The sequence below is a fragment of the Paraburkholderia sp. GAS333 genome (genome assembly GCF_050435665.1).
Lineage (GTDB): Bacteria > Pseudomonadota > Gammaproteobacteria > Burkholderiales > Burkholderiaceae > Paraburkholderia > Paraburkholderia fungorum_A.
In genome coordinates this window covers 242,930-267,228 of sequence record NZ_JBNDKS010000007.1, presented here as the reverse complement: position 1 = coordinate 267,228, position 24,299 = coordinate 242,930, and the positions used below count along the sequence as shown (strand labels likewise).

Below are 24,299 nucleotides of genomic sequence, written 5' to 3'. Positions count from 1 at the left end.
GATAGTGCGGATTGCCCGTGTGAAAGTAGGTAATCGTCAGGCTCCCCAGCAGCATCAGAAACCCCACCCCGCAAAGGTGGGGTTTCTGCGTTTACAGGCCAAAAGCACTCCGCATGTCAACTCGCTGAGTTGTCCATCACTTCTACGTCTTGATCCGCAGGGACATCATCGCGAGTTCAATCGCCCGGTTCGGGCGCTAGCGCGCGATAAAGACGCCGCACGCACAGTGACGACGTGAGCTGCGTGAATGCAACGCGACCGTGTTCAACGTCGGTGGTGACGGAAGGAATCGAGGGAATGGCTTACTGCCTGCAACGCGTATCGCTTCTACGAAGTCGTCGAGTTCGGATTTCTGAATGACTGCCGGACAGTCGCCAACGTTTCGAAACTGAAAAGCTGCTCTTTGCCGACAGGTAATGCTGCCATTAGCGGGCTAACGCGCTCAAACGCACGCTAATGAAAACACAGCGAGTCGCGCCGAAGAGAGTCTGAACGGGGATTCACAACTGCGGGGAAAAGAAACCCGCTTTACCAACCGACTGCATCGGCCAATCGGTTGGTAGCGGAAAGTTGCTCCTGTTTGGCAGGAGCGATCACCTGCCAATATGCCGGCGCTAAATCCCGCGCCGGCATATCGCACCACTTAATCGCCGAGATATTCCGGCTCGATCTGGATGTTCTTCTCGCCTGCGGCTTTCTTTTCCCAATATCGCTTGACCCAGTTTTCGAAGGTCTTGCCAGCCGCAGTATCTTTACCGGTGAACGCAATAGCGCTGATCTCCGGATACGGAATCACTTCCTTCGTCTGCTTGCCGGTCGGGATGATGCGGACGAAGCAGTCCTTGAAGGCCGCGCCGTATTGACGGTCGTACAGATAGCCCGCGACGGTCGAGCCGTCTTTGCGGGTGATCGTCACGTCGCCGCGATAATCGAAGGCCTTTTCCATCGCCTCGCGAATTTCGGCTTCGGTCGTCAGTTCCGGCGTCCAACCCTCGAGTTGCTCGTGCTCGGTACCGGCGGCGGTTTCCATCTGATCCGGATCGACCTTGGCGGCTGCCGCGGCTTGCGCCCCAGTTGCGGCCAGCTTGGCGGCGGCGTCCGTGCGCTCAGCCTTCGGGACGAACACCATCGGCACTTCGTGCGACGTCTTCTTCCAGCCGGCGAGAATTTCGGTCGCGCCCTTGTCGTCGTAACGGTCGAACAGCATCGCCTTGACCGTCTGGAACATGCCCTTGAACGAGCCGAACGTGTAGTTCACGCCGCTCGCTTCGTAGCCCGAGTGCACCATGCAGTTCGCGCATTTCGGGTTGCCGCTTTCAGTGCCGTACTCGGACCACTTCACGCTTTCCATCAGCTCGTCGAAGCTGTCCGCGTAGCCGTCCTGCAGCAGATAGCACGGCTTCTGCCAGCCAAAAATGCTGTACGTCGGCATGCCCCACGGCGTGCAGGTCAGGTCCTTCTTGCCCATCAGGAATTCCATGAAGATCGGCGACGCGTTGAAGCGCCAGCTCTTCTTCCGGTTCGACAGGATCGCGCGGAACAGCTTCTTCGAACGAGCGCGGCCGAGGAAGTGCTTCTGGTCCGGCGCTTTGTCGTACGTGTAGCCGGGCGACACCATCATGCTTTCGACGCCCGCCGTCATCATTTCGTCGAAGTGCGCACGCACGCTGTTCGGGTCTGCACCGTCGAACAGCGTCGTATTCGTGGTCACGCGGAAACCCGCCGCGACCGCTGCCCGAACGCCTTCCATCGCGATGTCGTAGCCGCCTTCACGGCACACGGCGAAATCGTGGTGGTCGCGCTGGCCGTCGACGTGAACCGAGAACGACAGGTACTTGCTCGGCGTGAACAGATGAAGATTCTTTGCGAGCAGCAACGCGTTCGTGCACATGTACACGTACTTTTTGCGCGCGACGAGACCAGCGACGATCTCCGGCATCTGCGGATGCAGAAGCGGTTCGCCGCCGGGAATCGCGACCATCGGCGTGCCGCATTCCTCGACGGCCTTGAAGCACTGTTCAGGCGTGAGTTGCGACTTCAGAACGTGCGCCGGGTACTGGATTTTCCCGCACCCCGCACACGCCAGATTGCAGCGCATGAGCGGTTCGAGCATCAGGACGAGCGGATACTTGCTCCGCCGCATCAACTTCTGCTTCAGGACGTAACTGGCGACCGTCCATGCCTGTGAAATTGGCACTCCCATGCTGCTAATTCTCCTCGGTAACTATTACTTGGCGGGGCAAGCCCCGCAAATGCGTTCATTCAGGGTGCAACGCACCCCGATCGGGCGCCATTGTCTGCGAAAACGGGTCGGCGCAAGTGTGCGCGACCGGGCGTGAGCCGAGCTGGCACCCGACTCTGTGGGTTCGAAATTTCTGAAATTAAGGGATGATCGCACAAACCGCCATATCGAGCAGGCTGCGAAACATTCCGGAGGCTCGCGCGGGCCACGGCGCAAGCCATTTGCGGGTGGTTTTTTGTCGTTATGAAAGAACTGTTTTTCGTTGCTGACGAACCACCGCGCAAAACTGCGAACCCGTGATTTTCTCAAATATTTGCTCGAACAGGCGACCGAAATACGCCATCTACTTACGGCCGCTTAATCGGGGACGTTGCCTTCCGGCTACCCTCGGTCGTGTATAAGGGATGGATCTCAAAACGTGCCGACGAGGAAAGGGGGGACTGTTGGAACTGCGCCAGCTTCGCTATTTTGTGGCCGTGGTCGAACACGGCAGCATGGGCCGCGCAGCGGCGGAACTCGGCGTGGTCACCTCTGCGCTGAGCCAGCAGATCAGCCGCCTCGAAAGCGAACTGTCGACGCGCCTGCTGCAACGCACTTCGAGCGGCGTGATTCTCACGGATGCCGGGCTGGCGTTCTGGCGACAGGCGCAACTCGCGCTGCGTCACGTCGACGGTGCGGCGCACGCCGCGCAGCACGCGCGCCTGTCGGGCCACGTGAGCGTGGGCATGGCGCCGAGCACGACGGGCGTGCTCGGTCTCGCGTTCATGCGCGCGATGCACGAGCGTTATCCCGACGTGCGCCTGCGCATGGTCGAGAGCCTGTCGGGGCACCTCGCCACCATGCTCAACGGCCGCCAGATCGATCTCGCGATCCTCTTCCAGAGCGCTGTCGGACAGCGTTTCAGCGCGACACCGCTGATCGACGAACGTCTGTTCGCTATCGCCGCCGCCGATTTCGAACCTATGCCGGCGACAAAGAAAGCCAGGCTCGCGCAAATCGCGCCGTTGCCGCTGATCCTGCCGAGCAGTCCGCACGGCTTGCGCTCGCTGCTGACGTCCGCGTTTGCGAGCGCCAGGTGCGAGCCGAACATCATCGCCGAGATCGACGGGCTGGCGATGCTGATGGATGCCGTGGGCGGCGGCATCGGCGTAACCATCCAGCCGGGGGCGGCGCTCGCGCGACGCGACAGGGCGGCCTTTCGTGCCATTCCGATTGCCGACCGGCACATGGTTCGCACCAACCAGCTCGTGAGCCTTTCCGACGACGAATTGTCGCCCGCCGGGCTCGCCGCCCGCGTGGTGCTCGCGGATGTCGCGCGTTCGCTGGTCACGAGCGGCCAATGGGTGGGCGCGACGCTCGCCGAATCGCCAGCGCGATAACTCTGTCTTCACGATTCGTGAACACCTGTTGCCGGTTGGCTTCTGGCGGCTGAAGGGTCGGGCGTCCTACACTCCGGGCAACTGGAGGAGACGCTCGAACATGGTGGACGTACTTGTCATCGGCGGGGGCAACGCGGCCTTGTGCGCCGCATTAATGGCGCGCGAAGCCGACGCGTCGGTATTGCTGCTCGAAGCGGCGCCGCGCGAGTGGCGCGGCGGCAATTCGCAACACACACGCAACCTGCGTTGCATGCACGACGCGCCGCAAGACGTGCTCATCGACGCGTACCCGGAAGAAGAGTACTGGCAGGATCTGCTGAAAGTGACCGGCGGACTGACGGACGAAAAACTCGCGCGTCTCGCGATTCGCGCATCGTCGTCCTGTCGCGACTGGATGCGCCATCACGGCGTGCATTTTCAGCCGCCGCTGTCGGGCGCGCTGCATGTCGCGCGCACCAACGCGTTTTTCATGGGCGGCGGCAAGGCGCTCGTCAACGCGTATTTCCGCAGTGCCGAAGCGCTCGGCGTGCAGATTCGCTACAACGCGCCCGTCGATTCGATCGAACTCGACGGCGACCGTTTCGTCGCCGCGCGCATCGGTGACGAACGGATCGAAGCACGCGCGTGCGTGCTCGCGGCCGGCGGCTTCGAATCGAATCGCGAGTGGCTGCGCGAGGCCTGGGGGCAAGTCAATGGCGAATGGGTCGCCGAAAACTTCCTGATTCGCGGCACGCGTTTCAACATGGGCGTGCTGCTCAAATACATGATCGACGCGGGCGCGGATGCCATCGGCGATCCGTCGCAGTCGCATTGCGTGGCGATCGACGCGCGCGCGCCGCTCTACGACGGCGGCATCTGCACGCGAGTGGACTGTGTGTCGCTCGGCGTCGTGGTCAACCGGAACGCGGAGCGCTTCTACGACGAAGGCGAGGATTTCTGGCCGAAACGCTATGCGATCTGGGGCCGCCTCGTCGCGCAGCAACCGGGCCAGATTGCGTATTCGATCATCGATTCAAAAGCGATTGGCCGTTTCATGCCGCCCGTTTTCCCCGGCACGAAGGCCAACACGCTCGGCGAACTCGCGCGTGCGAGCGGGCTCGACGAAGCGGCTTTCGTCAAAACGATCGAGGCGTATAACGCCGCGTGCCGGATCGGCAAGTTCGACCACGCGGTACTCGACGACTGTCATACCGAAGGCATTCAACCGGCGAAAACGCACTGGGCCCAGCCGATCGACAAACCGCCTTTCTATGCATATGCGCTGCGACCAGGCATCACGTTCACCTATCTCGGGCTGAAGGTCGACGAACGGTCGGCGGTACATTTCGGCGGCAAGCCGAGCGAGAACCTCTATGTGGCCGGCGAAATGATGGCGGGCAACGTGCTCGGCAAGGGCTACACGGCCGGCGTCGGCATGGCGATCGGCACCGCGTTCGGACGGATCGCCGGGACCGAAGCCGCGCGGGCGGCATTGAAATCGAAACAAGCCTTGAAGGAAGCCACTCATGCAGTCGCTTGAAGCGCTCACCCGCGAGGCGAGTGCGCTCGCCTCGAACGAAATGCACATCACGCTGACGGCGATGACCTCAGCGGAATCGGAAGTCAGCCGCGTCATGCAGATCTGCAATGCGTGCCGCTATTGCGAAGGCTTCTGCGCCGTGTTCCCCGCGATGACCCGCCGCCTCGAATTCGGCCGCGCCGACGCGCACTTTCTCGCGAATCTCTGCCACAACTGCAGCGCCTGTCTGCATGCCTGTCAGTACGCGCCGCCGCACGAGTTCATGGTCAATGTGCCGAAGGCGATGGCCGAGGTGCGCATGCAAACGTATGTGGATTACGCGTGGCCCGCAGGCTTCGGTGCGCTGTACAAGCGCAACGGCGTGACGCTCGCACTGGCGCTGGCGGGCGGCCTCGCGCTGTTCCTCGCGCTCGCGATGGCGCTCAAGGGTTCGCTGTTTTCGTCACCACTCGCCGGCAACTTCTACGCGGTGTTTCCGCACAACACGCTCGCGCTGCTGTTCGGCGTGGTCTTCCTGTTCTCGATGATCGCGCTAGGTGTCGGCGTGCGGCGTTTCTGGCGCAATGAAGACCCCGGCGCGATGTCCGGCGCGGCGGTCGGGGAGGCGGTTCACGACGTGCTGAGTCTGCGTTATCTCGGCGGTGGTCACGGCGAAGGCTGCAATACCGGCGACGACAAGTTCTCACTAGCACGCCGCCGTTTTCATCATCTGACGTTTTACGGCTTCATGTTGTGCTTCGCGTCGACCTGCGTCGCCACGCTCTATCACTACCTGCTGAAACTCGAAGCGCCCTACGCATTGACAAGCCTGCCGGTGATACTCGGTACAGTCGGCGGCCTCGGTTTGCTCGGCGGTCCTGCGGGTCTTTTGTGGCTGAACCTGAAGCGCCATCCGCTAGCCGGTGATGCAGCGCAGCGTCCCATGGACCGAGGCTTTATCGCGCTGCTTCTGCTGACGAGCGCAAGCGGTCTCGCGCTGATGCTGCTGCGCGACACGACGTTCATGACAGCGTTGCTCGCCGTTCATCTTGGCGTGGTGATGGCGCTGTTCCTGACACTGCCGTACGGGAAGTTCGCGCACGGCATTTACCGGAGCGCGGCGCTCCTGAAATGGGCGGTGGAAAAGAGAAAACCGAGCGGATTGCTGGTCGAGGATTAGTCCATACTACGCACATAACAATAAGTACGAATCGCGAATTCATACCTACAAGGAGACTCTCCATGGCAACCGCCCCCAATACACAATCGGCGAGCGCACCGCCCCTTTCGAAGTTCGGTGCCGTGCTGCGCGTCACGAGCGGCAACTTCCTCGAGCAGTTCGATTTCTTTCTATTCGGTTTCTACGCGACTTTCATCGCCAAGACGTTTTTCCCGGCCGCGAGCGAATTCGCGTCGCTGATGCAGACCTTCGCCGTGTTCGGCGCGGGCTTCCTGATGCGTCCGCTCGGCGCAATCATACTGGGCGCCTATATCGACAAGGTCGGGCGACGGCGCGGGCTGATCGTCACGCTGTCGATCATGGCGAGCGGGACGATCCTGATCGCCTGCGTGCCGGGGTATGCGAGCATCGGGCTCGTCGCGCCAGCGCTCGTGTTGATCGGGCGGCTTCTGCAGGGCTTCTCGGCAGGCGCGGAACTCGGCGGCGTTTCGGTCTATCTGGCTGAGATGGCGACGCCCGGCAAGAAGGGCTTCTACACCGCGTGGCAGTCGGCGAGCCAGCAGGTGGCGATCGTCGTCGCGGCGGCGCTCGGCTATGCGTTGAACCTCATGCTGACCCCCGCGCAGATCGGCGCGTGGGGATGGCGCGTGCCGTTCTTTATCGGCTGCATGATCGTGCCGTTTCTTTACGTGTTGCGCCGCTCGCTGCAGGAGACCGCCGAGTTCCAGGCGCGTCGTCATCATCCGGCGACTTCCGAAGTCTTCCGCTCGATGCTCGAAAACTGGCGGACGGTCGTGGCCGGCATGCTGATGGTCGCGATGACGACGACCACGTTCTACCTGATCACGGTCTACACGCCGACATTCGGCCGCGCGGTGCTGCACCTGAGCACGGCAGACAGCCTCGTGGTGACGCTGCTGGTGGGCGTATCGAACTTCGTGTGGTTGCCGATCGGCGGTGCGCTGTCGGACCGGATCGGGCGCAAGTCGTTGCTGCTGTTCATTTCGGCGCTCGCCATCGTGAGTTCGTACCCGGCGCTCTCGTGGCTCGCGCAATCGCCCAGCTTTCTGCGGATGCTGGCGGTGCTGCTGTACTTCTCGTTCTTCTTCGGCGTGTACAACGGCGCGATGGTCGCTGCGTTGACCGAAGTGATGCCGGTCAACGTGCGGGTCGCCGGTTTCTCGCTGGCGTTCAGTCTCGCGACGGCCATATTCGGCGGCTTCACCCCGGCGGTGTCCACGTTCCTGATTCAGGCGACGGGAGACAAGGCCGCGCCCGCGTACTGGCTTATTTTCGCGGCGCTGTGCGGATTCTCGGCGACGCTCGCGCTCTACCGGCGAGGCGGGGCGGCAGAGTTACAGGCGAAGCTTGGGTGATCCGCTGAGAACTGGAGTGAACAGAAAGGCGGCGCTTCCTCACGGCAAGCGCCGTTTTTTTATTGCAGGCCGTCCTGCGCGGCATGCGTCTGCTCAGGATCGAACGTCAGCACATGCTGCATGAACTCGATAATCGGCGGCTCAAGCTCTTCGAGCGCGCGGGTACAGAGATAGAACTGCCGGAACGCCCACGCGTCGCGCAAGTGAACGATCCTGAGACCATGCGCCGCCACGTAGGACGCGGCAATCTGCTCGGGCATGATGCCGATCCCGATCCCTTCGCGGATCATCTGGCAGCGCGCCTCATAGTTCGACACCTCGATGCGCACCTTCAGCGGATGCGACAGGCTGCGCTCCGCTAGCGACAGAAACGCCTCGAACGAATGCCTCGGAAAATATCCGACGAATGGATATTCGACCGCCTCTTCAAGCTCGATCTCCGCGCGTTGAGCAAGCGGATGATCCAGCGGCACCACCAGCCCCACCCGATCCCGCCGGTACGGCACCGAGTGCACGCCTGGTGCGGGTGACAGCGCGTGATAAATGCCGAGGTCCGCGTCGCCTTCATGAACAAGCCGCGGAATATCGTAGCTATAGCGCTCCTGCAGATCGACCTGCGCATCGGGCCGTTCGGCGAAATAGCGGCTGAGCGTGAGTGCCAGATATTGCGCGATGGCCGAACGATTGGCGGCCAGCCGGATGCGCGGCATGCCGCCAGGCCCGAACTCCGCGACGCAACTCTGCGCCAGTTCCACGCTGCGCAAAATCGACTTGGCGCGGTGATACAGCGCGATGCCCGCCGGGGTTGGCTCGACGCCCCGGCCGTGACGCGTGAGCAGCACCGCGCCGAGTTGCCGTTCGAGTTCGGAGATGCGCTTGCTCGCTGCCGACGTGACGAGGTTCTCGTGCTCGGCCGCCTTCGACAGACTCTTCAGCTCGATGGCTGAGACCAGCATCTGCAGACCGGGTAGATCTATCTTCATGGATGCGCTTCGTAGGGGTGCCGGCCGTCAATATAGCGCTGAAATTGCGCCGAAAGTTTCGAGCCGTAAAAGCGCTCGGGGATTGCCCTGGTCGATGCCGTTTTTTTGCACGCGCTTTCGACGGAAAGCAACGCGGCGCATCACGAGCCCCATTTTCACGGCTCGAAATCGACGCCGGTTTGAATTTCAGGAAACGCTGCGTTCACTAAAAAGCGCGGCACGCGGGCATCGAATGGCGACAATGAATCTGAACCTCGGCACAGGAGGCAAGGAGACAAAGTTGATCAATATTCTTTTATCCAGCGTGGCGTCGGAACGGCTTGATCGCGAGATCGGGCGTGTTCTCGCCGGTCGGCCGTATCGCCTGGTTGCGCCGCATGCCACTGGCAGCGGTCCTGCCGATATCGCATTCGTCAGCCGGGATGTGACCGGCGGATCGTCGAAGACGCAACTCGAACCGGCCACGCTCGCGTTCTACGACGCGATGCGCGCGTCGCCCGGACTCACGTGGGTCCATACGCACTCGGCGGGCGCCGATCGTCCCATTTTTACCGAACTGCTGCGACGCGAGGTTCGGGTGACGACGTCGTCCGGCGCGACTGCGCCGATCGTCGCTCAGACCGCGTTGGGCGCGCTGCTGGCGCTCGCGCGGCGCTTTCCCCAACTGGCCGAAGCCCAGCGCAAGCATGCATGGCGTCAGCTTCTCGCGGACGCCCCGCCGCCGCTCGCCGGACAAACCGCCGTCGTGATCGGCTACGGGCCGATCGGCCAGCGCCTCGTGCGTCTGCTCGAAGCGCTCGACATCGACGTGATGGTCGTTCGGCGCGAAGCCGTGACGCCGAACGCGATTGCTTTCAGCGATCTCGACCTCGCTTTGCCGCGCTGCGACTGGCTGATTCTCGCGTGTCCGCTGACTTCACTGACGTCCCGCCTGATCGATGCACGCCGTCTCGCGCTGCTGCCCGCTAGCGCACATGTGATCAACGTATCGCGAGGCGAGGTGCTGGTCGAAGCCGACCTGATCGCTGCGGTGCGCGGCGGCAAGCTGGCAGGCGCTTACCTCGACGTATTCGAACGGGAGCCGCTCGATCCGGCGTCGCCATTGTGGGACTTGCCGAACGTCATCGTGTCGCCACACAGCGCGGGTCATTCGAGCGGCAATGCCGCTGCGGTGGATCGCATGTGGCTGGATAACCTCGCGCGCTGGAACCGGCGCGAGCGTTTGAACAACGAGGTCACGCCCGTGGCCGGCGTGTCCGCACTACACACGGGCGTCGAAGCGCAATAAGGCTGAGACGGCTCAGCGGGAAACGCAGCGAGCGGCACCCACGATACCAGTCGTTCAATAAAAAAATGGAGACGAACCATGGCGGAAACGTCGAGTACCAAGGCGAGCGGTAGTTTCGACAGCCTCGCAGGAGCCCGCGATCAGCGGACCACGGGCGTACGAAATCAGGCGCGATCGATCGTCGGCGGATCGATTGGCAATCTGATCGAGTGGTACGACTTTCACGTGTACACGACGTTTTCCGTGTACTTCGCGGCGTCGTTCTTTCCGCGCGAGAACCGCACGATCCAGTTGCTTAGCGCCGCTGCCGTGTTTGCGTTGGGTTTTCTGTTGCGCCCGGTGGGTAGCTGGCTGATCGGCCGCTATTCCGATCTCAAAGGACGACGCGCGGGGCTGACGCTTTCCGTCGCGCTGATGTGCGGCGGATCGCTCGCTATTGGCCTGTGTCCGACTTATCCGCAGATTGGCCTGGCCGCGCCGGTCGTGCTGCTGCTCTCGCGTCTCGTGCAGGGCTTCTCACTCGGCGGCGAATACGGCGCGAGTTCGGTGTACCTCAGCGAAATTGCGCCACCCGGTAGACGCGGGTTTTACAGCAGCTTCCATTACGTGACGCTGATTCTCGGCCAGTTGCTGGCAACTGCTGTGCAGGTCATTCTGCAGGGCTTCGTTTTCAGCACGTCGCAACTCGACGCATGGGCGTGGCGCGTGCCGTTTCTGATCGGTGCGGCGCTCGCGCTGGTCGCGTACTACGTTCGACGCAATATCGACGAAACCAGCGAATTCAAACAGCTCACCACGGAAGACAAGCGCAAGTCGGGTTTCCGCGAACTGCTGCGGCGTCCGCGCGCGACATTGCTCGTATTCGGTCTGACGACCGGCGGCACGCTCGCGTTCTTCACGTACACCGTGTACATGCACAACTATCTGGTGAACACGGTCGGCCTGAGCGCGCAGCAAAGCGCCTGGGTGTCGCTGTCGACGCTCACGCTGTTCATGCTCGTGCAGCCGCTGTTCGGCGCGCTATCGGATTTCATCGGCAGGCGGCCGTTGCTGCTGGCGTTCGGCATCGGCGGAACGTTTGGAACCTGGCCGCTGCTTGCCGCGTTGTCGCGTACGCATAGTGTCGGCACCGCGTTTTTGCTGCTGTCGCTCGCCTTGCTGATCGTCACCGGCTACACGTCGGTGTGCTCGATCGTGAAGGCCGAACTGTTTCCTGCGCATTTGCGGGCCTTCGGCGTGGGCGTGCCGTATGCGATCGCCACGGCGATTTTCGGCGGATCGGCCGGATACGTCGGGCTCTGGTTCAAAAGCATCGGCCATGAAACGGGCTTCTATGCGTACGCATCGCTCTGCATTGCCTGCACGCTGATTGCCGCGCTCTGCATGCGCAAATCCGACACCGAACATCTTCCGACTTCTCTTTCCGGCAGGAGGCCGCTGTGACAACACAACCCGAATTTTCAATTCCGTCGATGCGCGACCAGTGCTCGCCCGAAGAGTGGCAAATGCGCGTGGACCTCGCCGCGTGTTACCGGCTGATCGCGCATTACGGCATGTCCGACATGGCCGCGAATCATATTTCAGCGCGCATTCCCGGCGAACACGGCAGCTTCCTGATCAACGCGTACGGGATGATGTATGAGGAGATCACTGCATCGAGTCTGATCAAGATCGACAGCAACGGCACGATTCTGAGCAAGCCCGCGTTCGTCGGTGCGGATTACGGCGTCAATCGCGCGGGCTTCGTGATTCATGGCGCGATCCACGATGCGAAGCCCGAGATTGCCTGCGTGATTCACACGCACAGTTGGGCGGGCATGGCGCTGTCGACGCTGAAATGCGGCTTGCTGCCGATCACGCAGACGTCGATGCGTTTCGTCCACATCGGCTATCACGATTACAAGGGCGTGGTGCTCGACATGGCGGAGCGCGACTCGCTTGTGAACGACCTCGGCAACAATAACGCACTGATTTTCCGCAATCATGGACTGCTGACGGTCGGGCATACGATTGCCGAGGCATTCAATGCGATGCACCGGCTGGAACTGTCGTGCAAATCGCAACTCGCGGCGATGGCGTGCGGTGTCGAACTCAACGACGTACCTGCCAAAGTGCTCGATGAAACGTATATGAACTATCAACCGCAAACGCGTCGTCCTTATGGATTGATGGAGTGGCCCGCGTTGCTGCGCATGCTCGACCGGATGGATCGGGGTTATCGCGATTAGTGCGTGGTAATAGATATGCCGCGAGCCGGGCCGTCAACTGAAGGCGCGTTTGATCGCTAATTCAGATGCACGCAGATAGACCTTGATTGTGAGCCAGTCCGAAGACGAATTGTCGGCGGACACTGGCCCGGCACGACGTTTCACGATCTGAACGCAGCAAGCGAGGAATCCTGACCGACGTCGACACTGCAATACCGCGAGCTGTGATTCAAATGAAAGGGCGCACGTATATGATCGATTCGCTTAAGCGGACCTCACTCCCGAAGGAAGCGTGCTCATGATCTCTGTCATTCGACTGGTATTGGCCATCGCACTCGCCGCGCTCGCACTCGACGCATTCGCGGCGCCGTTGATTCAAACGCAAAGCGGCGCATTGAGCGGGTCGTCGGAAGAGCATGTGTTTGCTTTCAAGGGCATTCCTTATGCGTCACCTCCAGTTGGCGCTTTGCGTTGGCGGCCTCCCGTTGCACCGTTGGCGTGGCAAGGCGTACGCGACGCCACGAAGTTCGGAGCCAGTTGCGAGCAGCCGCGACGTAACTCGACGGCGGTCATTCCGTGGACGGCGGAATATCTCGCCGATCCGCCCTTCAGCGAGGACTGTCTGTTCCTGAACGTGTGGACGCCTGCGCTGCATCCGGCCCGCAAGCTGCCGGTGGTCGTGTGGATTCACGGTGGCGGCTTTGCCGAAGGCTCGGGCGAAGTGCCGGTCTATCGCGGCGCGCACCTCGCGCAAAAGGGCATCGTGGTCGTCACGGTCAATTACCGGCTCGGCTTGTTCGGCTTTCTCGCGAGTCCGTTGCTCGATGCCGAGCAGGGCGGCTCGGGCGAATACGGAATGATGGATCAGGTCGCCGCGTTGCAGTGGGTCAAAGCCAATATTGCGAGTTTCGGCGGCGATCCTGCGCAGGTGACGATCGAAGGCCAGTCGGCGGGCGCGATCTCGGTTCACCATCTGCTGGCCGCGCCGTCGGCTGAAGGATTGTTTGCTCGCGCCATCGCCGAAAGTAATTCGTGGGCCGATACGAAGCTCGCTCCGCGAGAGAAAGCCGAAGCGATCGGCGAGAAAGTCGCGAGCCTGAGCGGGGCCACGACTTTAGATGCACTTCGCGCGCTTCCCGCTGATCAACTTCTCGCATGGCAGACCGATTCGCGGCTGGGTGAGCACGTGCGCTTCCTTCCCGTCGACGATGGCAAGTTCATTCCCGACGGCGCGAAGGAACGTAGCAACGTTCCGGTGCTGCTTGGATCGAACCACGACGAAGCGAGCGCCTTTAGCCCCGATTGGCAGATCAGCACGATTCAGGCTTATCAGCAATTACTCGATCAGCGTTTTGCGCCGCTGTCCGCGCGATTTGCCGCGCTTTATCCGGCGCAAGACGAGGCGGCTGTGCCCGCGACAGTGCGGCAGCTTCTCGCCGATTCCGCGACGGCTGGCGTGATTGCGTGGTCGGAGGCGCGCGATCCGCAAGCTGCTCCGGCCTATGGTTATCGCTACACGCATCCCGAGCCGGGACCGCTGGCCGCGCGGTTCGCGACGTTCCATAGTTCCGAGGTGCCGTATGTGTTCGGCACGCTGCAATACGGTCATCGCCCGTTCACCGCGAGCGATCGCGCGATTTCGCATCGGCTGCAGGATTACTGGGCGAACTTCATCCGCACGGGCAATCCGAATGGGCCAGGCGTGATGAAATGGCCCGCACTCGATAGCGACAATTTCATGCTATTAGGCGATAAGCAGATGGTCACGCCGTTGCTGTCGAAAGATCAGCGCGCGGCATTTCACGATTGGCTGGCAGCAGGTGGAAGGATTGGGCTGTTCTAACGCGACGCCCGATTTGGTGCGACGGCGGCTGTTCCGCGCGAACATCAATGACCTGGTTCTACCGCGTTGCCCGTTACTTCGTCATCGGCGAGACGGGCCAGTCGCACCGGCGGTACGAACCACACGAGACACAATCCTGCGATAGCAGTCGCCGCCGCAATCGCCAGTCCCGCATGAATCGATTCGACGAGCGCGTGACGGGCCGCGTCCATCATCGCGTCACCGGCGTGGCCCGCTTCGATCAGCCGCCCGACGAGCGCCACCTGTTCATTGCGGTCGATCAACAGTTCAGGGCTCGCGAACGACTTGAACCATTGAGTGGCCTGATACGCATCTAGCGAGCGGTGTACGCCGCGCACATAAAGTTGCCCGAGCAACGCGCCGGTAATGGCGGTGCCCAGCATGCCGCCGAAGGTGCGTAGCGATTGCAGCAACGCGGTCGCCGCGCCGAGGTTGTCGCGGGGAACGATCTGCTGCGAAAAAATCGTCAGGTTTGCGCCGACCAGCCCAAGCCCAAGTCCGCTCACCAGCATGCAGGTCATCCAGACGAGATGCGGCGCGGTGCCGGTAATCAACAGGACCGACAGGCTCGCCAGCGCAAACAGCGCGAAACCCACGTACATGATGATGTTCGCGCGCCGGATGCGCGTCACGATGCGATTGTTCGCGACGGTGCCGATCGTCGTGCCGAGTACCAGCGGCGTGATCAGCATGCCGGAGTCGTGCGGCGACATCGCATAGCCGCCCTGAAACAGCAACGGCACGTAAAACACCAGCGAAAACAGGCCGAAACCGCCGAGTAGCGACATCGCGAACAGCGCGGCGAGCTTGCGATCCACCAGCATATCGACGGGGACGATCGGATAGCCCATGCGCCGTTCCCAGAACCACAGTGTGATTGCGCCGCCTACTGCAATCGCGGCGAGACTCGACGTGGTTGCAGTAATTCCATTGTCGGGAAGAAATTCGATCAGCAGTTGCAGCGCGCCGAACGTCAACGCAATGACGAGCGCGCCGAGCCAGTCGAGTCGAACATGGTCCCCCATGCGCGACTGGCGCACATTCGGCAGATAACGCTGCACGAAAAGAAACGACACGATGCCAATCGGCACATTGACGAAGAACACCAGGCGCCAGCCGCCGTATTGAGTAAGCAGGCCGCCGAGCGTCGGCCCGACGATGTTCGACAGACCGAACGCGGTGCTGACGAATACCAGCCAGCGCAGCCGCAGTCGCGCGTCGGGGAACAGATCGGCGACGCTTGCGAAGATCGTTCCGATCAGGATGCCGCCGCCGATGCCCTGCACGCCGCGCGCAATGACGAGCACCAGCATGGTGTTCGCCAACCCGCACAACACGGACGCCACGGTGAACAACGCGATGGCGGCAAGCAGGAAGCGCTTGCGTCCATACAGATCGCCGAGACGGCCGAAGATCGGAATGGTGATGACCGACGCCAGCATGTACGACGTGGCGACCCACGCGTAAAGATCGAAGCCCCGCAGTTCGGCGACGATATGCGGCATCGCCGTGCCGACGATGGTCTGATCGAGTGCGACGAGCATCGCGACGAAAGCCAGCCCGAGCATCGCCAGCAACGATTGGCGAAAGGGTAAAAGCTGACGCGTGGAATCGACGGTGGCGCTTGTCTGGAACATCGCATATTCCTCGAGCGCGCGTTGCGCGCCAGACTTCGTTCTACGACTCAGGAACCGCCGAACCAGTTGTAGCCCTGGTCGACCCAGTATCCGCCCGGAAACGTGTTGGTCACGAAAATTTCCATGATGTGCTTCGGGTTCTTGTAACCCAGTTTAGTCGGCATTCTGAGCTTCATCGGAAAGCCGTATTTTGCGGGTAAGCGCTGGCCGTCGTACGTGAATGTCAGAAGCGTTTGCGGATGAAGCGCGGTCGGCATATCGATGCTTTCGTAGTAATCGTCGGCACATTTAAAGCCGATGTATTTCGCCGAGGTGTCCGCGCCCACCCGCTTCAGGAACTCGGAAAACGGTGTGCCGCCCCAGCGGCCAATCGCGCTCCAGCCTTCGACGCAGATGTGCCGGGTGATCTGCTCCGCTTTGGGCAGCGCGTAAAGTTCGTCGAGCGTCCACACTTTCCTGTCCTGCACCAGACCGCTCACTTTCAGGCGGAAATCGTTGCCGTCGACTTGCGGCGCATCGTCGACGCCATAGAACGCGTTGAACGGAAACGGGCGCGTGATCTGTGCTTCGGTGTAAGTGGGCGCGAGGCGGTTTGGGTCGAACAGCCAGCCCTGCACGCTGTCGTTCATTCGCGATACGCGCGACAAAAACGTCTCGACCGATTTGTCGTCCGACAGGCTGCAGCCTGTCAGCATCGCAAGACCGCCGAGCGTCAGAATGCGTTTGCCGAACAGACGTCGCGACGGCATATCGAGTTCGCGGCGCACGTCGATGCTGAGCGACTTTTGATCGACGGTCGAGGTGAAGGGTTTAAGGAGCTTCACAGTCGTATTTCCCGTTAGCGTCAGTTAGCGTCCGCGAATCATCGTAAGCAGCGAGCGCGGTACGAGTGCGACCATCGTCAGATGGACGACGATAAAACCGGCCAGTAACGCCATCGCGCAGAAGTGAACGACGCGCGCGAAGTCGTAGCCGCCCATCAATTCGCGTAAGTGCGGAAACTGCACCGATTTCCAGATGGCGAGGCCCGACAGAATCAGCACGGCAATGTCGAGCATCACGAACAGGTACGCGAATTTCTGCACTGAGTTGTAGCGGCTCGGGTCTGCGTGCGACAGGTGTCCTTTGAGCGCTTCGCCAAGGTCGTGGATGATCGAGCGAACGGACAATGGGAAGAACTTGGTTTTGATTCGCCCGGTGACGACGTTCATCGCGAGGTAGAAGAGGGCGTTGAAGAACAGCAGCCACATCGCCGCGAAATGCCACTGCAGCGCGCCGCCGAGCCAACCACCCAGCGTGATGCCGGTCGGAATCCTGAAACCCTCGAATACCGGCGACGCATCGTAGATTCTCCATCCTGACAGCATCATCAGTACTGCAGCCAGTGCGTTGAGCCAGTGCGCGATACGGACCCACGCCGGTTGAATCGTTCGTGCTGCGTTGTTCGAGGTACGAGGTTTGAGTATCGCGTTCATGTTGAAGCTCCGGGGCTGACGTGCTCAAGGTAGAGAACTCTGCCGGTTTCGCCATGCGTTAGTTGGCGCATGGCCGCAGTTCCGCAACTTGCAGAACTTCGCCGGTTGTCCGGCTTTCTGCGAACGCTACGACACCGCTTTGCCCTGAGCCGTCTGGATAGTCGCCGGTAATCGCAACATGTCCGTTGGCGACGGTCACGGGGCCGATCCACTGACGCACGACACGATCGTGATGCAACACGACGCCCGCGTTTTCGCCGGCTTTTACATCGCTGTCCAGGCGGTTTTCGTACACCACGGCATAGGCGACGACGTTGTCGACCGGTTTGCCGGACGACTGAAAGGTCGCGTCGAATTTCATACGGCCAGGCTGAGCGGCACGCGCTTCGACATGAATATCAATCGGAGACGCCTGGGTATTCAACTGCTGAATGGTGGAAGTGAAACGCGCGTTGTCCGACCATGCGCGCATTTCATGTCCGCCGATAAACACTTCGGGTGTGTACACGACGTACTGGCGGCCTTGCTCGCTTAGCTCACGCTGGCGCTCGGTGAAGGTCGGCTGCGCGAAGCGGTCTTTCCAGCCGAGGCTGTCCCAGTAGTCGACATGCAGCGCAATAGGAACAACCGTGTTCGCGCTGCGGGCACGGTCGAGTTCGCTGAGCCAGTTATCGGCGGGTGGGCAACTGCTGCATCCTTCGCTCGTATAGAGTTCGACGAGTGCGACCCGATGCGCCGGACTGCTGACGCTACACGTAGTCGAAGCATTGGCGTCGACGCCGCCAACCGTGCAGGCAATCAACCCGGCGCAGATCGATACGAATAACAGGAAACGCATGACAGACTCCCGCCGAATGGCGAAAAGCGTGAGGAACGGTAGGCGCGTTCCCGGTCGCCATTGCGAGCCGGGAGCGCACGGCGGCTACTTACTTGCTCATCGCATCTTCTTTCTTCATCGCGTCGTGTTTCATCTTGCTGTCCTTGCTCATCGAGTCCTTCGCCATGGAGTCCTTGCCCATGGCGTCTTTGGACATCGAACCCTTGGCCATCGAGTCCTTGCTCATCGTGTCTTTCGACATCGAATCATTGGACATCGCGCCGCTCGCCTGCGCGAACGCCGAGCCACCGCTAACGAGCAACACCGTGGCAAATGCTGCAATTGCAATGCGCTTCATGACAACTCCTTGGATGTGGTTTAGCGGGCCGTCGTGACCCGTCTGTGTGTCGAACGAAACTGTCTTACGGCAACGACCGATGCGTCGTCGATGCGTCGTCATTACGCATCTATGAGGTAATTCGCCGGGCGAGGCTGACCGGTTACAGCACACACGAAAATTTTTTCGACGCGGGCAAAATGCGCATCAGCTGCGCGTGTACAGACCCCAACGCCACGACCGATGGAATAAACTTGCGATTCCTGTAACCAATGCCCACGATGAATCGAACTACCGATATCACCGCAGCGCAGGCGAAAGAGTCGCATCTGCGAGCCTTGTTCGTGAGCGGACAGACCGGCGACGCCGCCGCGTACCGGCAGTTCCTGACGGAATTGGGCGCGCACCTGCGCGGTTTTCTGCGCAGGCGGCTTCAGGCCGACCCGGCGGATATCGAAGATCTCGTGCAGGAGGTGTTGCTGGCGGTTCATAACGGGCGGCAGACGTACCGGCCGGAAGAACCGTTGACCGCCTGGATTCATGCCATTGCGCGCTACAAGCTGACGGATTACTTTCGGGCCCGTTCGCGGCACGACGCGCTGAACGATCCGCTGGACGACGCGCTGGAGCTGCTCGCCGCGCCCGATCTCGAGCCGGCGCAGGCCAGGCGCGATCTGGGCATATTGCTCGAGCAGTTACCCGAGCGGCAGCGTCTGCCGATCATGCATATGAAACTCGAAGGCCTGTCCGTGACGGAGACCGCGAAGCTGACCGGGTTGTCGGAGTCGGCGGTGAAGGTCGGCGTGCATCGCGGGCTCAAGGCATTGGCGGCAAAGATTCGAGGAACGCGATGAAAACCGACGACTTCATTTCCCTGTTAGCCTCCGGCGTCGAGCCGGTGGATCGTCAGGCGCTCCCCAAACGCTTTGGCATTGCCGTGCTGACCGGCGCGGCGGGCGCGCTGCTGATCATGGCGATGACGCTCGGCATCCGCCGCGATCTCGCCGAGGTGGCCGTCACGCCGATTTTCTGGGCCAAGGTAGCGTTGCCGCTATGCCTGATGATCGGCGCACTGTGGATGACCTCGCGGCTTGCGCGGCCCGGTGGCCGGCCTGGCGGCAGCGGCTGGCTGGTTGCGACGCCGGTCGTCGTGGTATGGCTAGCGGCGGCTTATGTGCTGATGGCCGCGCCCGACTCCGGGCGGCTCGCCATCGTGCTGGGCAAAACCTGGCGGGTTTGCCCGTTCGCTATCGCGATGCTGTCGATTCCCGGCTTTATCGCGGTGTTCTGGGCGCTCAAGGGACTCGCGCCCACGCGACTCGCGCTAACCGGCGCGGCGGGCGGCCTGCTCGCCGGATCGACGGCGACGCTTGCCTACTGCCTGCATTGCCCGGAAATGGGCATTCCGTTCTGGGGCGCGTGGTATCTGTTTGGGATGCTGGTGCCGACGGTGGTCGGCGCGGCGCTTGGGCCGCGTTTATTGCGCTGGTGATCGAAAGCCACGGGCCGGTTCAGTGCGCCGTTGCTACAAATCGATTTTGTGGTCGAACGTATTCATGCTCGTTTCGATACGTTCCAGCGAGTGCTCCGCCCACTTCTTCAACTCGACAACAATCGGCAACACGGAGCGGGCCAGCGGACTCAACGCATACTCGACACGTGTCAGCCGTTCGTCGAACACGCTACGCTGAACGAGGCCGTCGCGTTCCATTGCGCGCAAGGTTTGCGTGAGCATTTTGTCGGAGACGCCCTGTATCCGGCGTCGGATGTCGCCGAAGCGCAGCGGTCTGTCGCGCAACGCGACCATCGCCAGGATCGTCCACTTTTGACCGAGTCTGGCGAGAACATCACGGGACGGGCAGATTCTGGAAAACGCGTCCGCTGGCAAATGAGAAGTTCGCAACATGGCTTGCTCTACGCATTCAATCGGCACTGAGGATGAACGGAGGGCAATGCGTCAGACTGCATTGCCTTCCGCGAGCAGGATAGAGAAGCGAGGCAACTAGTCTTTAGCGATCGCCCGTTCAATCGACATGTGGGTGGGCATCATGTTCTCGTTGGCGTTATGCATCACCCACAAAGACAATCCGACGATGACGGCGATCAGAAAGCCCGTGCAGATGAAGATGCCGGTGTTGGTCCGCTGGTCGCGCGACGCGCCGATATGCAGAAAGAACACCAGTTGCACGACTAGCTGAACCACGCACAGCACCACGATGATCGCGAGGCCGAATCCGCGCGGCACGATGTCGGTCATGACGACGCCGAACGACGCCAGCGTCAGCGCCAGCGACATCACCATTCCAATCACATAGCTCCTCAGCGTGCCATGCGACGACTCGTGACCGGCCTCGTGCGAAGCCGTGTGTTGAGACATTCCGTTCATACAAACTCTCGCAGATAGACAAAGGTGAACACGCAAATCCAGATGAGATCGAGGAAGTGCCAGAAGAGACTCAGGCAAGCGAGGCGGCGGCGCGTCACACCGGTCAGTCCGAACTTGTAGACCTGATGCATCGTCACCGCGATCCACAGCAGGCCGCATGTGACGTGCAAGCCGTGCGTGCCGACCAGAACAAAGTACGCCGACAGAAACGCGCTAACGTGCGGCCCCGCGCCGTCGCCGATCAGTTTCGCGAACTCGACGAGTTCCATCGCAATGAAGCCCGCGCCAAGCGCGAACGTCACCGCAAGCCAGCCGATCACCTGGCCATTGCGGCGAATCTGCAACGCGAGCATGGCGAGGCCAAACGTGAAACTGCTGGCCAGAAGCAGCAAGGTTTCGCCGAGTACATAGCGCAGTTCGAACAACCCTTTACCACTCGGGCCGCCCGCGGTTGCATTCGCCAATACGCCGAACGTCGCGAACAGCGTGGCGAAAATGAGGCAGTCGCTCATCAGGTAGATCCAGAACCCGAGCGTGGTTTTGGACCCATCGTCGTGCGCATGGTGGTGCCCGCCATGATGCGGGTGAGCGTGATTCGTCGTTGCTGTCGTCATGATCAGACCACCTCTTCCAGTTGCGCATAGCGCGCGCTTTCGATTCGCGCGACTTCTTCCGCCGGCACGTAATAGTCGACATCCTGGTCATACGTACGGACGATGAATGTGCCGATCATCCCCGCGAGACCGATCGCCGCGAACAGCCACATGTGCCATATCAGCGCGAAGCAGAGCAGCAGGCTGAACGCGCCGATGATCACACCCGAACCCGTATTGCGCGGCATATGGATGTCTTCGTATTCGGCCGGTTCCAGATAGGCGCGGCCTGCTTCCTTGTTGTCCCAATGCTGTTCGAGCGACGTGATAACCGGCACGTGTGCGAAGTTATAGAACGGTGCGGGCGATGCGGTCGACCATTCCAGGCTGCGGCCGTTCCACGGGTCGCCGGTGACGTCGCGATTGGCTTCGCGATCGCGAATGCTGACCGCGAACTGCACGATCATCGCGACGATGCCCGCGGCGATGAACAGTGCGCCGATCAGCGCAATGACCAGCCATTTATGCCATTCCGGCACCGCGTAGTGATTCATGCGGCGCGTCATCCCCTCGAAGCCGAGGATGTAAAGCGGAGTGAACGCGAGCCAGTACCCGACCAGCCAGCACCAGAAAGACACCTTGCCCCAGAACTCGTTCAGCGTGAAGCCGAACACTTTCGGAAACCAGAAGCTGATGCCCGCGAGGCAGCCGAACACTACGCCGCCAATAATCACGTTATGGAAGTGCGCAACCAGAAAGAGACTGTTGTGCAACACGAAGTCCGCGCCCGGCACGGCCAGCAGCACGCCCGTCATGCCGCCGACTGCAAACGTGATCATGAAGCCGATCGTCCACAGCGTGGCAGTGTGATAGCGGATGCGTCCGCGAAACATCGTGAACAGCCAGTTGAACAGCTTCACGCCGGTCGGGATCGAAATGATCGACGTCATGATGCCGAAGAACGCATTCACGTTCGCGCCCGAGCCCATCGTGAAGAAGTGATGAAGCCACACGAAGAACGACAGAATGCCGATCGACGCCGTTGCATACACCATCGACTTGTAGCCGAACAGCGGCTTGCCGGAGAACGTCGAGATGATTTCGGAGAACGCGCCGAAGCATGGCAGGATCAGGATGTACACCTCGGGGTGTCCCCACACCCAGATGAGGTTGATGTACATCATCGCGTTGCCGCCGAGTTCGTTGGTGAAGAAGTGCATGCCGAGATAGCGGTCTGCGGCGAGCAGTGCGAGCGTGCCCGTCAACACCGGAAACACCGCGACGATCAGAATGTTGGTGATGAGCGCGGTCCACACGAACACCGGCATCTTCATCAGATTCAAGCCCGGTGCGCGCATACGCAGAATCGTCACGATGAAGTTGATGCCGGTCAGCGTCGTGCCGAGCCCCGATATCTGTAACGACCAGATGTAGTAATCCATGCCGACAGTCGGGCTGTAGCCGAGTTCGGATAACGGCGGATACGCAACCCAGCCGGTCGCCGCGAAATCGCCGACGAACATCGACATCATCACGAGTACTGCGCCGACCGCGGCGAGCCAGAAACTCAATGAGTTGACGAACGGAAATGCCACGTCGCGCGCACCGATCTGCAACGGGACGACCACGTTCATCAGGCCGAGAATCAGCGGCGTCGCGACGAAGAAGATCATGATCACGCCGTGCGCCGTGAAGATCTGATCGTAGTGATGAGGCGGCAGATAGCCGGCCGCGTCGTTGTAGGCGAGCGCCTGCTGCGCGCGCATCATGATCGCGTCGGCGAATCCGCGCAACAGCATCACGAGTGCGAGCAGGATGTACATCACGCCGATGCGTTTGTGGTCGACCGAGGTGAGCCACTCGCGCCACAAATAAGTCCATTTGCCGGCGTACGTGACCGCGCCGAGCAGGGCGGCGCCCAGCACGGCGACCACGGCCAGTGTGCCCATGATGATGGGCTCGTGATACGGAATAGCGTCGAGGCTAAGTTTTCCAAACATGATGACTACTCCCCAGCCTGTCGGGCAGGCATTCGGGCTCCGATATGTTCAATGGAAGGCGCGGTGTTGGCGGTGCTGCAGATCGGATCGTTCGCCGACGAGTGCATGTACTGGCTCGCCACATGATCGAAAAGACGCGGCGCCACGTTCGCGTACACCGTCACGGGATTCTTCTCGCTAGGCTTTTCCAGCGCTTCGTAAGTCGCCTTGTCGAGCGACAGCGGCGACTGTTTTGCGTGGGCGATCCATGCATCGAAATCTGCGCGGCTGGTTGCCACCGTGTCGAAGCGCATGTCCGAGAAGCCGGGGCCGCTGAAGGCCGACGACTGGCCCGCGTAGACGCCAGGCGTATTGGCGATCAGGTTCAATTGCGTGCGCATGCCGGACATCGCGTAAATCTGGCTGCCGAGTTGCGGGATGAAGAACGAGTTCATCAGCGATTCGGCGGTGATGTCGAATGAGATCGGCGTGTCGACAGGAATGGCGAGTTGATTGACCGAGGCCACGCCGTAATCCGGGTAGATGAACAGCCACTTCCAGTTCAGCGCGACGACTTCAACGCGGACCGGTTGGGTCTGCGATTCGATGGGCTGGGATGGATCGAGGCTGTGCGTGGTGCGCCAGATCACCAGCGCCAGAATGCTCACGATCACGCACGGAATGGCCCACACCACCACTTCGATCGCGGTGGAATGCGCCCATTTCGGCGCATACGTCGCGCTTGTATTCGACTCGCGATAGCGCCACGCGAAGTACAAGGTCAACAGGATGACCGGCACGACCACCAGCAGCATCAAACCTAATGCAAGCAGGATCAGATGCTTCTCCTGCATGCCGATATCGCCCTTGGGGTCGAACAGCGCCATGCTGCACCCGCCGAGCAGGCCGGATGCGCCGAGCGCGGCGGCCCGAGCCGCAGCGGAACAGAAGCCGCTGCCTGGCCGGGACCGGATCGACGCACTTAACCCGCTGGCGGGCCTTCTTCTAAACAATCTTGGATTCCGCATGTCATGTCCTGGTTGTCGGCGACACCATCC

The 24,299-nt window shown here is 61.3% G+C and carries 23 protein-coding genes; 11 read left to right on the top strand and 12 right to left on the bottom strand.

The window, feature by feature from the left end; all coding sequences use genetic code 11:
- The coding region (locus ABH945_RS30815) for a hypothetical protein (protein WP_429253168.1) at positions 1–238 on the top strand (238 nt) is incomplete at its 5' end.
- A gap of 405 nt (positions 239–643) precedes the next feature.
- Here ABH945_RS30815 and hpnH read toward each other — a convergent pair.
- Positions 644–2,203 (bottom strand): adenosyl-hopene transferase HpnH, encoded by a 1,560-nt coding sequence (hpnH, locus tag ABH945_RS30810; RefSeq protein ID WP_216350637.1) that lies wholly within the window; start codon positions 2,201–2,203, stop codon positions 644–646.
- 482 nt (positions 2,204–2,685) lie between these two features.
- Here hpnH and ABH945_RS30805 point away from each other — a divergent pair, with 482 nt between their 5' ends.
- From ABH945_RS30805 to ABH945_RS30790, 4 genes are all read left to right on the top strand, one after another.
- Entirely contained in the window at positions 2,686–3,621 is a 936-nt protein-coding gene (locus tag ABH945_RS30805; protein WP_074772015.1) for a LysR family transcriptional regulator, read from the top strand.
- Between the two features lie 100 nt (positions 3,622–3,721).
- Complete coding sequence (tcuA, locus tag ABH945_RS30800; protein ID WP_429253167.1) at positions 3,722–5,140, top strand: FAD-dependent tricarballylate dehydrogenase TcuA; 1,419 nt, start codon at positions 3,722–3,724, stop codon at positions 5,138–5,140.
- Positions 5,127–6,299: a tricarballylate utilization 4Fe-4S protein TcuB gene (gene tcuB, locus ABH945_RS30795; protein WP_429253166.1), complete on the top strand. Its 1,173-nt coding sequence runs from the start codon at positions 5,127–5,129 to the stop codon at positions 6,297–6,299. Before tcuA ends, tcuB begins: the two co-directional genes overlap by 14 nt.
- Positions 6,300–6,361: 62 nt before the next feature.
- Complete coding sequence (locus tag ABH945_RS30790; RefSeq protein ID WP_429253165.1) at positions 6,362–7,675, top strand: MFS transporter; 1,314 nt, start codon at positions 6,362–6,364, stop codon at positions 7,673–7,675.
- Positions 7,676–7,734: 59 nt separating this feature from the next.
- Here ABH945_RS30790 and ABH945_RS30785 read toward each other — a convergent pair whose 3' ends face one another.
- Complete coding sequence (locus ABH945_RS30785) at positions 7,735–8,658, bottom strand: LysR family transcriptional regulator (protein WP_074772023.1); 924 nt, start codon at positions 8,656–8,658, stop codon at positions 7,735–7,737.
- Between the two features lie 280 nt (positions 8,659–8,938).
- Between ABH945_RS30785 and ABH945_RS30780 the strand changes: the two genes are divergently transcribed.
- The 4 genes from ABH945_RS30780 (at position 8,939) to ABH945_RS30765 (ending at position 13,996) form a co-directional block, all read left to right on the top strand.
- Entirely contained in the window at positions 8,939–9,946 is a 1,008-nt protein-coding gene (locus tag ABH945_RS30780; RefSeq protein WP_429253164.1) for an NAD(P)-dependent oxidoreductase, read from the top strand.
- Positions 9,947–10,024: 78 nt separating this feature from the next.
- Positions 10,025–11,389 (top strand): MFS transporter, encoded by a 1,365-nt coding sequence (locus tag ABH945_RS30775; RefSeq protein ID WP_429253163.1) that lies wholly within the window; start codon positions 10,025–10,027, stop codon positions 11,387–11,389.
- Positions 11,386–12,174, top strand: a complete 789-nt coding sequence (locus ABH945_RS30770; RefSeq protein ID WP_083380197.1) for a class II aldolase/adducin family protein — start codon at positions 11,386–11,388, stop codon at positions 12,172–12,174. Before ABH945_RS30775 ends, ABH945_RS30770 begins: the two co-directional genes overlap by 4 nt.
- Positions 12,175–12,451: 277 nt before the next feature.
- Entirely contained in the window at positions 12,452–13,996 is a 1,545-nt protein-coding gene (locus ABH945_RS30765; protein WP_429253162.1) for a carboxylesterase/lipase family protein, read from the top strand.
- A gap of 44 nt (positions 13,997–14,040) precedes the next feature.
- Here the strand turns inward: ABH945_RS30765 and ABH945_RS30760 are convergent, their stop codons facing one another.
- From ABH945_RS30760 to ABH945_RS30740, 5 genes are all read right to left on the bottom strand, one after another.
- A complete protein-coding gene (locus ABH945_RS30760) occupies positions 14,041–15,654 on the bottom strand; it encodes an MFS transporter (RefSeq protein WP_429253161.1) in 1,614 nt (537 codons plus the stop codon).
- A 47-nt stretch (positions 15,655–15,701) separates the two neighbouring features.
- Positions 15,702–16,478: a molybdopterin-dependent oxidoreductase gene (locus ABH945_RS30755; protein ID WP_074772049.1), complete on the bottom strand. Its 777-nt coding sequence runs from the start codon at positions 16,476–16,478 to the stop codon at positions 15,702–15,704.
- A 24-nt stretch (positions 16,479–16,502) separates the two neighbouring features.
- The gene (locus tag ABH945_RS30750; RefSeq protein ID WP_429253160.1) at positions 16,503–17,129 is read right to left on the bottom strand and encodes a cytochrome b/b6 domain-containing protein; all 627 of its coding nucleotides are present in this window, start codon (positions 17,127–17,129) and stop codon (positions 16,503–16,505) included.
- A 58-nt stretch (positions 17,130–17,187) separates the two neighbouring features.
- Positions 17,188–17,967, bottom strand: coding sequence for a DUF1223 domain-containing protein (locus ABH945_RS30745; protein WP_429253159.1), 780 nt, complete (start codon positions 17,965–17,967; stop codon positions 17,188–17,190).
- 88 nt (positions 17,968–18,055) lie between these two features.
- Positions 18,056–18,304 carry a pentapeptide MXKDX repeat protein gene (locus tag ABH945_RS30740; protein ID WP_429253158.1) on the bottom strand — a complete coding sequence of 83 codons (249 nt, stop codon included), beginning with the start codon at positions 18,302–18,304 and terminating at the stop codon, positions 18,056–18,058.
- A gap of 260 nt (positions 18,305–18,564) precedes the next feature.
- On the opposite strand from ABH945_RS30740, the gene ABH945_RS30735 reads away from it, so the two are divergent.
- Both ABH945_RS30735 and ABH945_RS30730 read left to right on the top strand, forming a co-directional pair.
- Positions 18,565–19,137 (top strand): sigma-70 family RNA polymerase sigma factor, encoded by a 573-nt coding sequence (locus tag ABH945_RS30735; RefSeq protein WP_074773371.1) that lies wholly within the window; start codon positions 18,565–18,567, stop codon positions 19,135–19,137.
- On the top strand, positions 19,134–19,775 hold the full coding sequence (locus ABH945_RS30730; protein WP_429253157.1) for a DUF1109 domain-containing protein: 642 nt from the start codon (positions 19,134–19,136) through the stop codon (positions 19,773–19,775). Before ABH945_RS30735 ends, ABH945_RS30730 begins: the two co-directional genes overlap by 4 nt.
- Positions 19,776–19,808: 33 nt before the next feature.
- On the opposite strand, the gene ABH945_RS30725 is transcribed toward ABH945_RS30730, so the two are convergent.
- The 5 genes from ABH945_RS30725 to cyoA all read right to left on the bottom strand — a co-directional run bounded on the left by ABH945_RS30725 (position 19,809) and on the right by cyoA (position 24,254).
- On the bottom strand, positions 19,809–20,189 hold the full coding sequence (locus tag ABH945_RS30725) for a winged helix-turn-helix transcriptional regulator (protein ID WP_429253156.1): 381 nt from the start codon (positions 20,187–20,189) through the stop codon (positions 19,809–19,811).
- 96 nt (positions 20,190–20,285) lie between these two features.
- Positions 20,286–20,660, bottom strand: coding sequence for a cytochrome o ubiquinol oxidase subunit IV (gene cyoD / locus ABH945_RS30720; protein ID WP_429253180.1), 375 nt, complete (start codon positions 20,658–20,660; stop codon positions 20,286–20,288).
- A 5-nt stretch (positions 20,661–20,665) separates the two neighbouring features.
- Positions 20,666–21,283: a cytochrome o ubiquinol oxidase subunit III gene (gene cyoC / locus ABH945_RS30715; protein ID WP_429253155.1), complete on the bottom strand. Its 618-nt coding sequence runs from the start codon at positions 21,281–21,283 to the stop codon at positions 20,666–20,668.
- Between the two features lie 2 nt (positions 21,284–21,285).
- Complete coding sequence (gene cyoB, locus ABH945_RS30710; RefSeq protein WP_429253154.1) at positions 21,286–23,262, bottom strand: cytochrome o ubiquinol oxidase subunit I; 1,977 nt, start codon at positions 23,260–23,262, stop codon at positions 21,286–21,288.
- 5 nt (positions 23,263–23,267) lie between these two features.
- Positions 23,268–24,254, bottom strand: a complete 987-nt coding sequence (gene cyoA, locus ABH945_RS30705; RefSeq protein WP_429253153.1) for a ubiquinol oxidase subunit II — start codon at positions 24,252–24,254, stop codon at positions 23,268–23,270.
- Between the last annotated feature and the right edge of the window lie 45 nt (positions 24,255–24,299).

What these genes read in the sequence shown, in the direction of transcription:
- tcuB (WP_429253166.1), top strand. Translation starts at nt 5,127, where the DNA reads ATGCAGTCGCTTGAAGCGCTCACCCGCGAGGCGAGTGCGCTCGCCTCG.
- ABH945_RS30790 (WP_429253165.1), top strand. Translation starts at nt 6,362, where the DNA reads ATGGCAACCGCCCCCAATACACAATCGGCGAGCGCACCGCCCCTTTCG.
- cyoC (WP_429253155.1), bottom strand. Translation starts at nt 21,283, where the DNA reads ATGACGACAGCAACGACGAATCACGCTCACCCGCATCATGGCGGGCAC.
- tcuA (WP_429253167.1), top strand. Translation starts at nt 3,722, where the DNA reads ATGGTGGACGTACTTGTCATCGGCGGGGGCAACGCGGCCTTGTGCGCC.
- ABH945_RS30775 (WP_429253163.1), top strand. Translation starts at nt 10,025, where the DNA reads ATGGCGGAAACGTCGAGTACCAAGGCGAGCGGTAGTTTCGACAGCCTC.
- ABH945_RS30785 (WP_074772023.1), bottom strand. Translation starts at nt 8,658, where the DNA reads ATGAAGATAGATCTACCCGGTCTGCAGATGCTGGTCTCAGCCATCGAG.
- cyoD (WP_429253180.1), bottom strand. Translation starts at nt 20,660, where the DNA reads ATGTCTCAACACACGGCTTCGCACGAGGCCGGTCACGAGTCGTCGCAT.
- ABH945_RS30745 (WP_429253159.1), bottom strand. Translation starts at nt 17,967, where the DNA reads ATGCGTTTCCTGTTATTCGTATCGATCTGCGCCGGGTTGATTGCCTGC.
- ABH945_RS30725 (WP_429253156.1), bottom strand. Translation starts at nt 20,189, where the DNA reads ATGTTGCGAACTTCTCATTTGCCAGCGGACGCGTTTTCCAGAATCTGC.
- ABH945_RS30750 (WP_429253160.1), bottom strand. Translation starts at nt 17,129, where the DNA reads ATGAACGCGATACTCAAACCTCGTACCTCGAACAACGCAGCACGAACG.
- ABH945_RS30735 (WP_074773371.1), top strand. Translation starts at nt 18,565, where the DNA reads ATGAATCGAACTACCGATATCACCGCAGCGCAGGCGAAAGAGTCGCAT.
- cyoB (WP_429253154.1), bottom strand. Translation starts at nt 23,262, where the DNA reads ATGTTTGGAAAACTTAGCCTCGACGCTATTCCGTATCACGAGCCCATC.
- ABH945_RS30730 (WP_429253157.1), top strand. Translation starts at nt 19,134, where the DNA reads ATGAAAACCGACGACTTCATTTCCCTGTTAGCCTCCGGCGTCGAGCCG.
- hpnH (WP_216350637.1), bottom strand. Translation starts at nt 2,203, where the DNA reads ATGGGAGTGCCAATTTCACAGGCATGGACGGTCGCCAGTTACGTCCTG.
- ABH945_RS30760 (WP_429253161.1), bottom strand. Translation starts at nt 15,654, where the DNA reads ATGTTCCAGACAAGCGCCACCGTCGATTCCACGCGTCAGCTTTTACCC.
- ABH945_RS30740 (WP_429253158.1), bottom strand. Translation starts at nt 18,304, where the DNA reads ATGAAGCGCATTGCAATTGCAGCATTTGCCACGGTGTTGCTCGTTAGC.
- ABH945_RS30765 (WP_429253162.1), top strand. Translation starts at nt 12,452, where the DNA reads ATGATCTCTGTCATTCGACTGGTATTGGCCATCGCACTCGCCGCGCTC.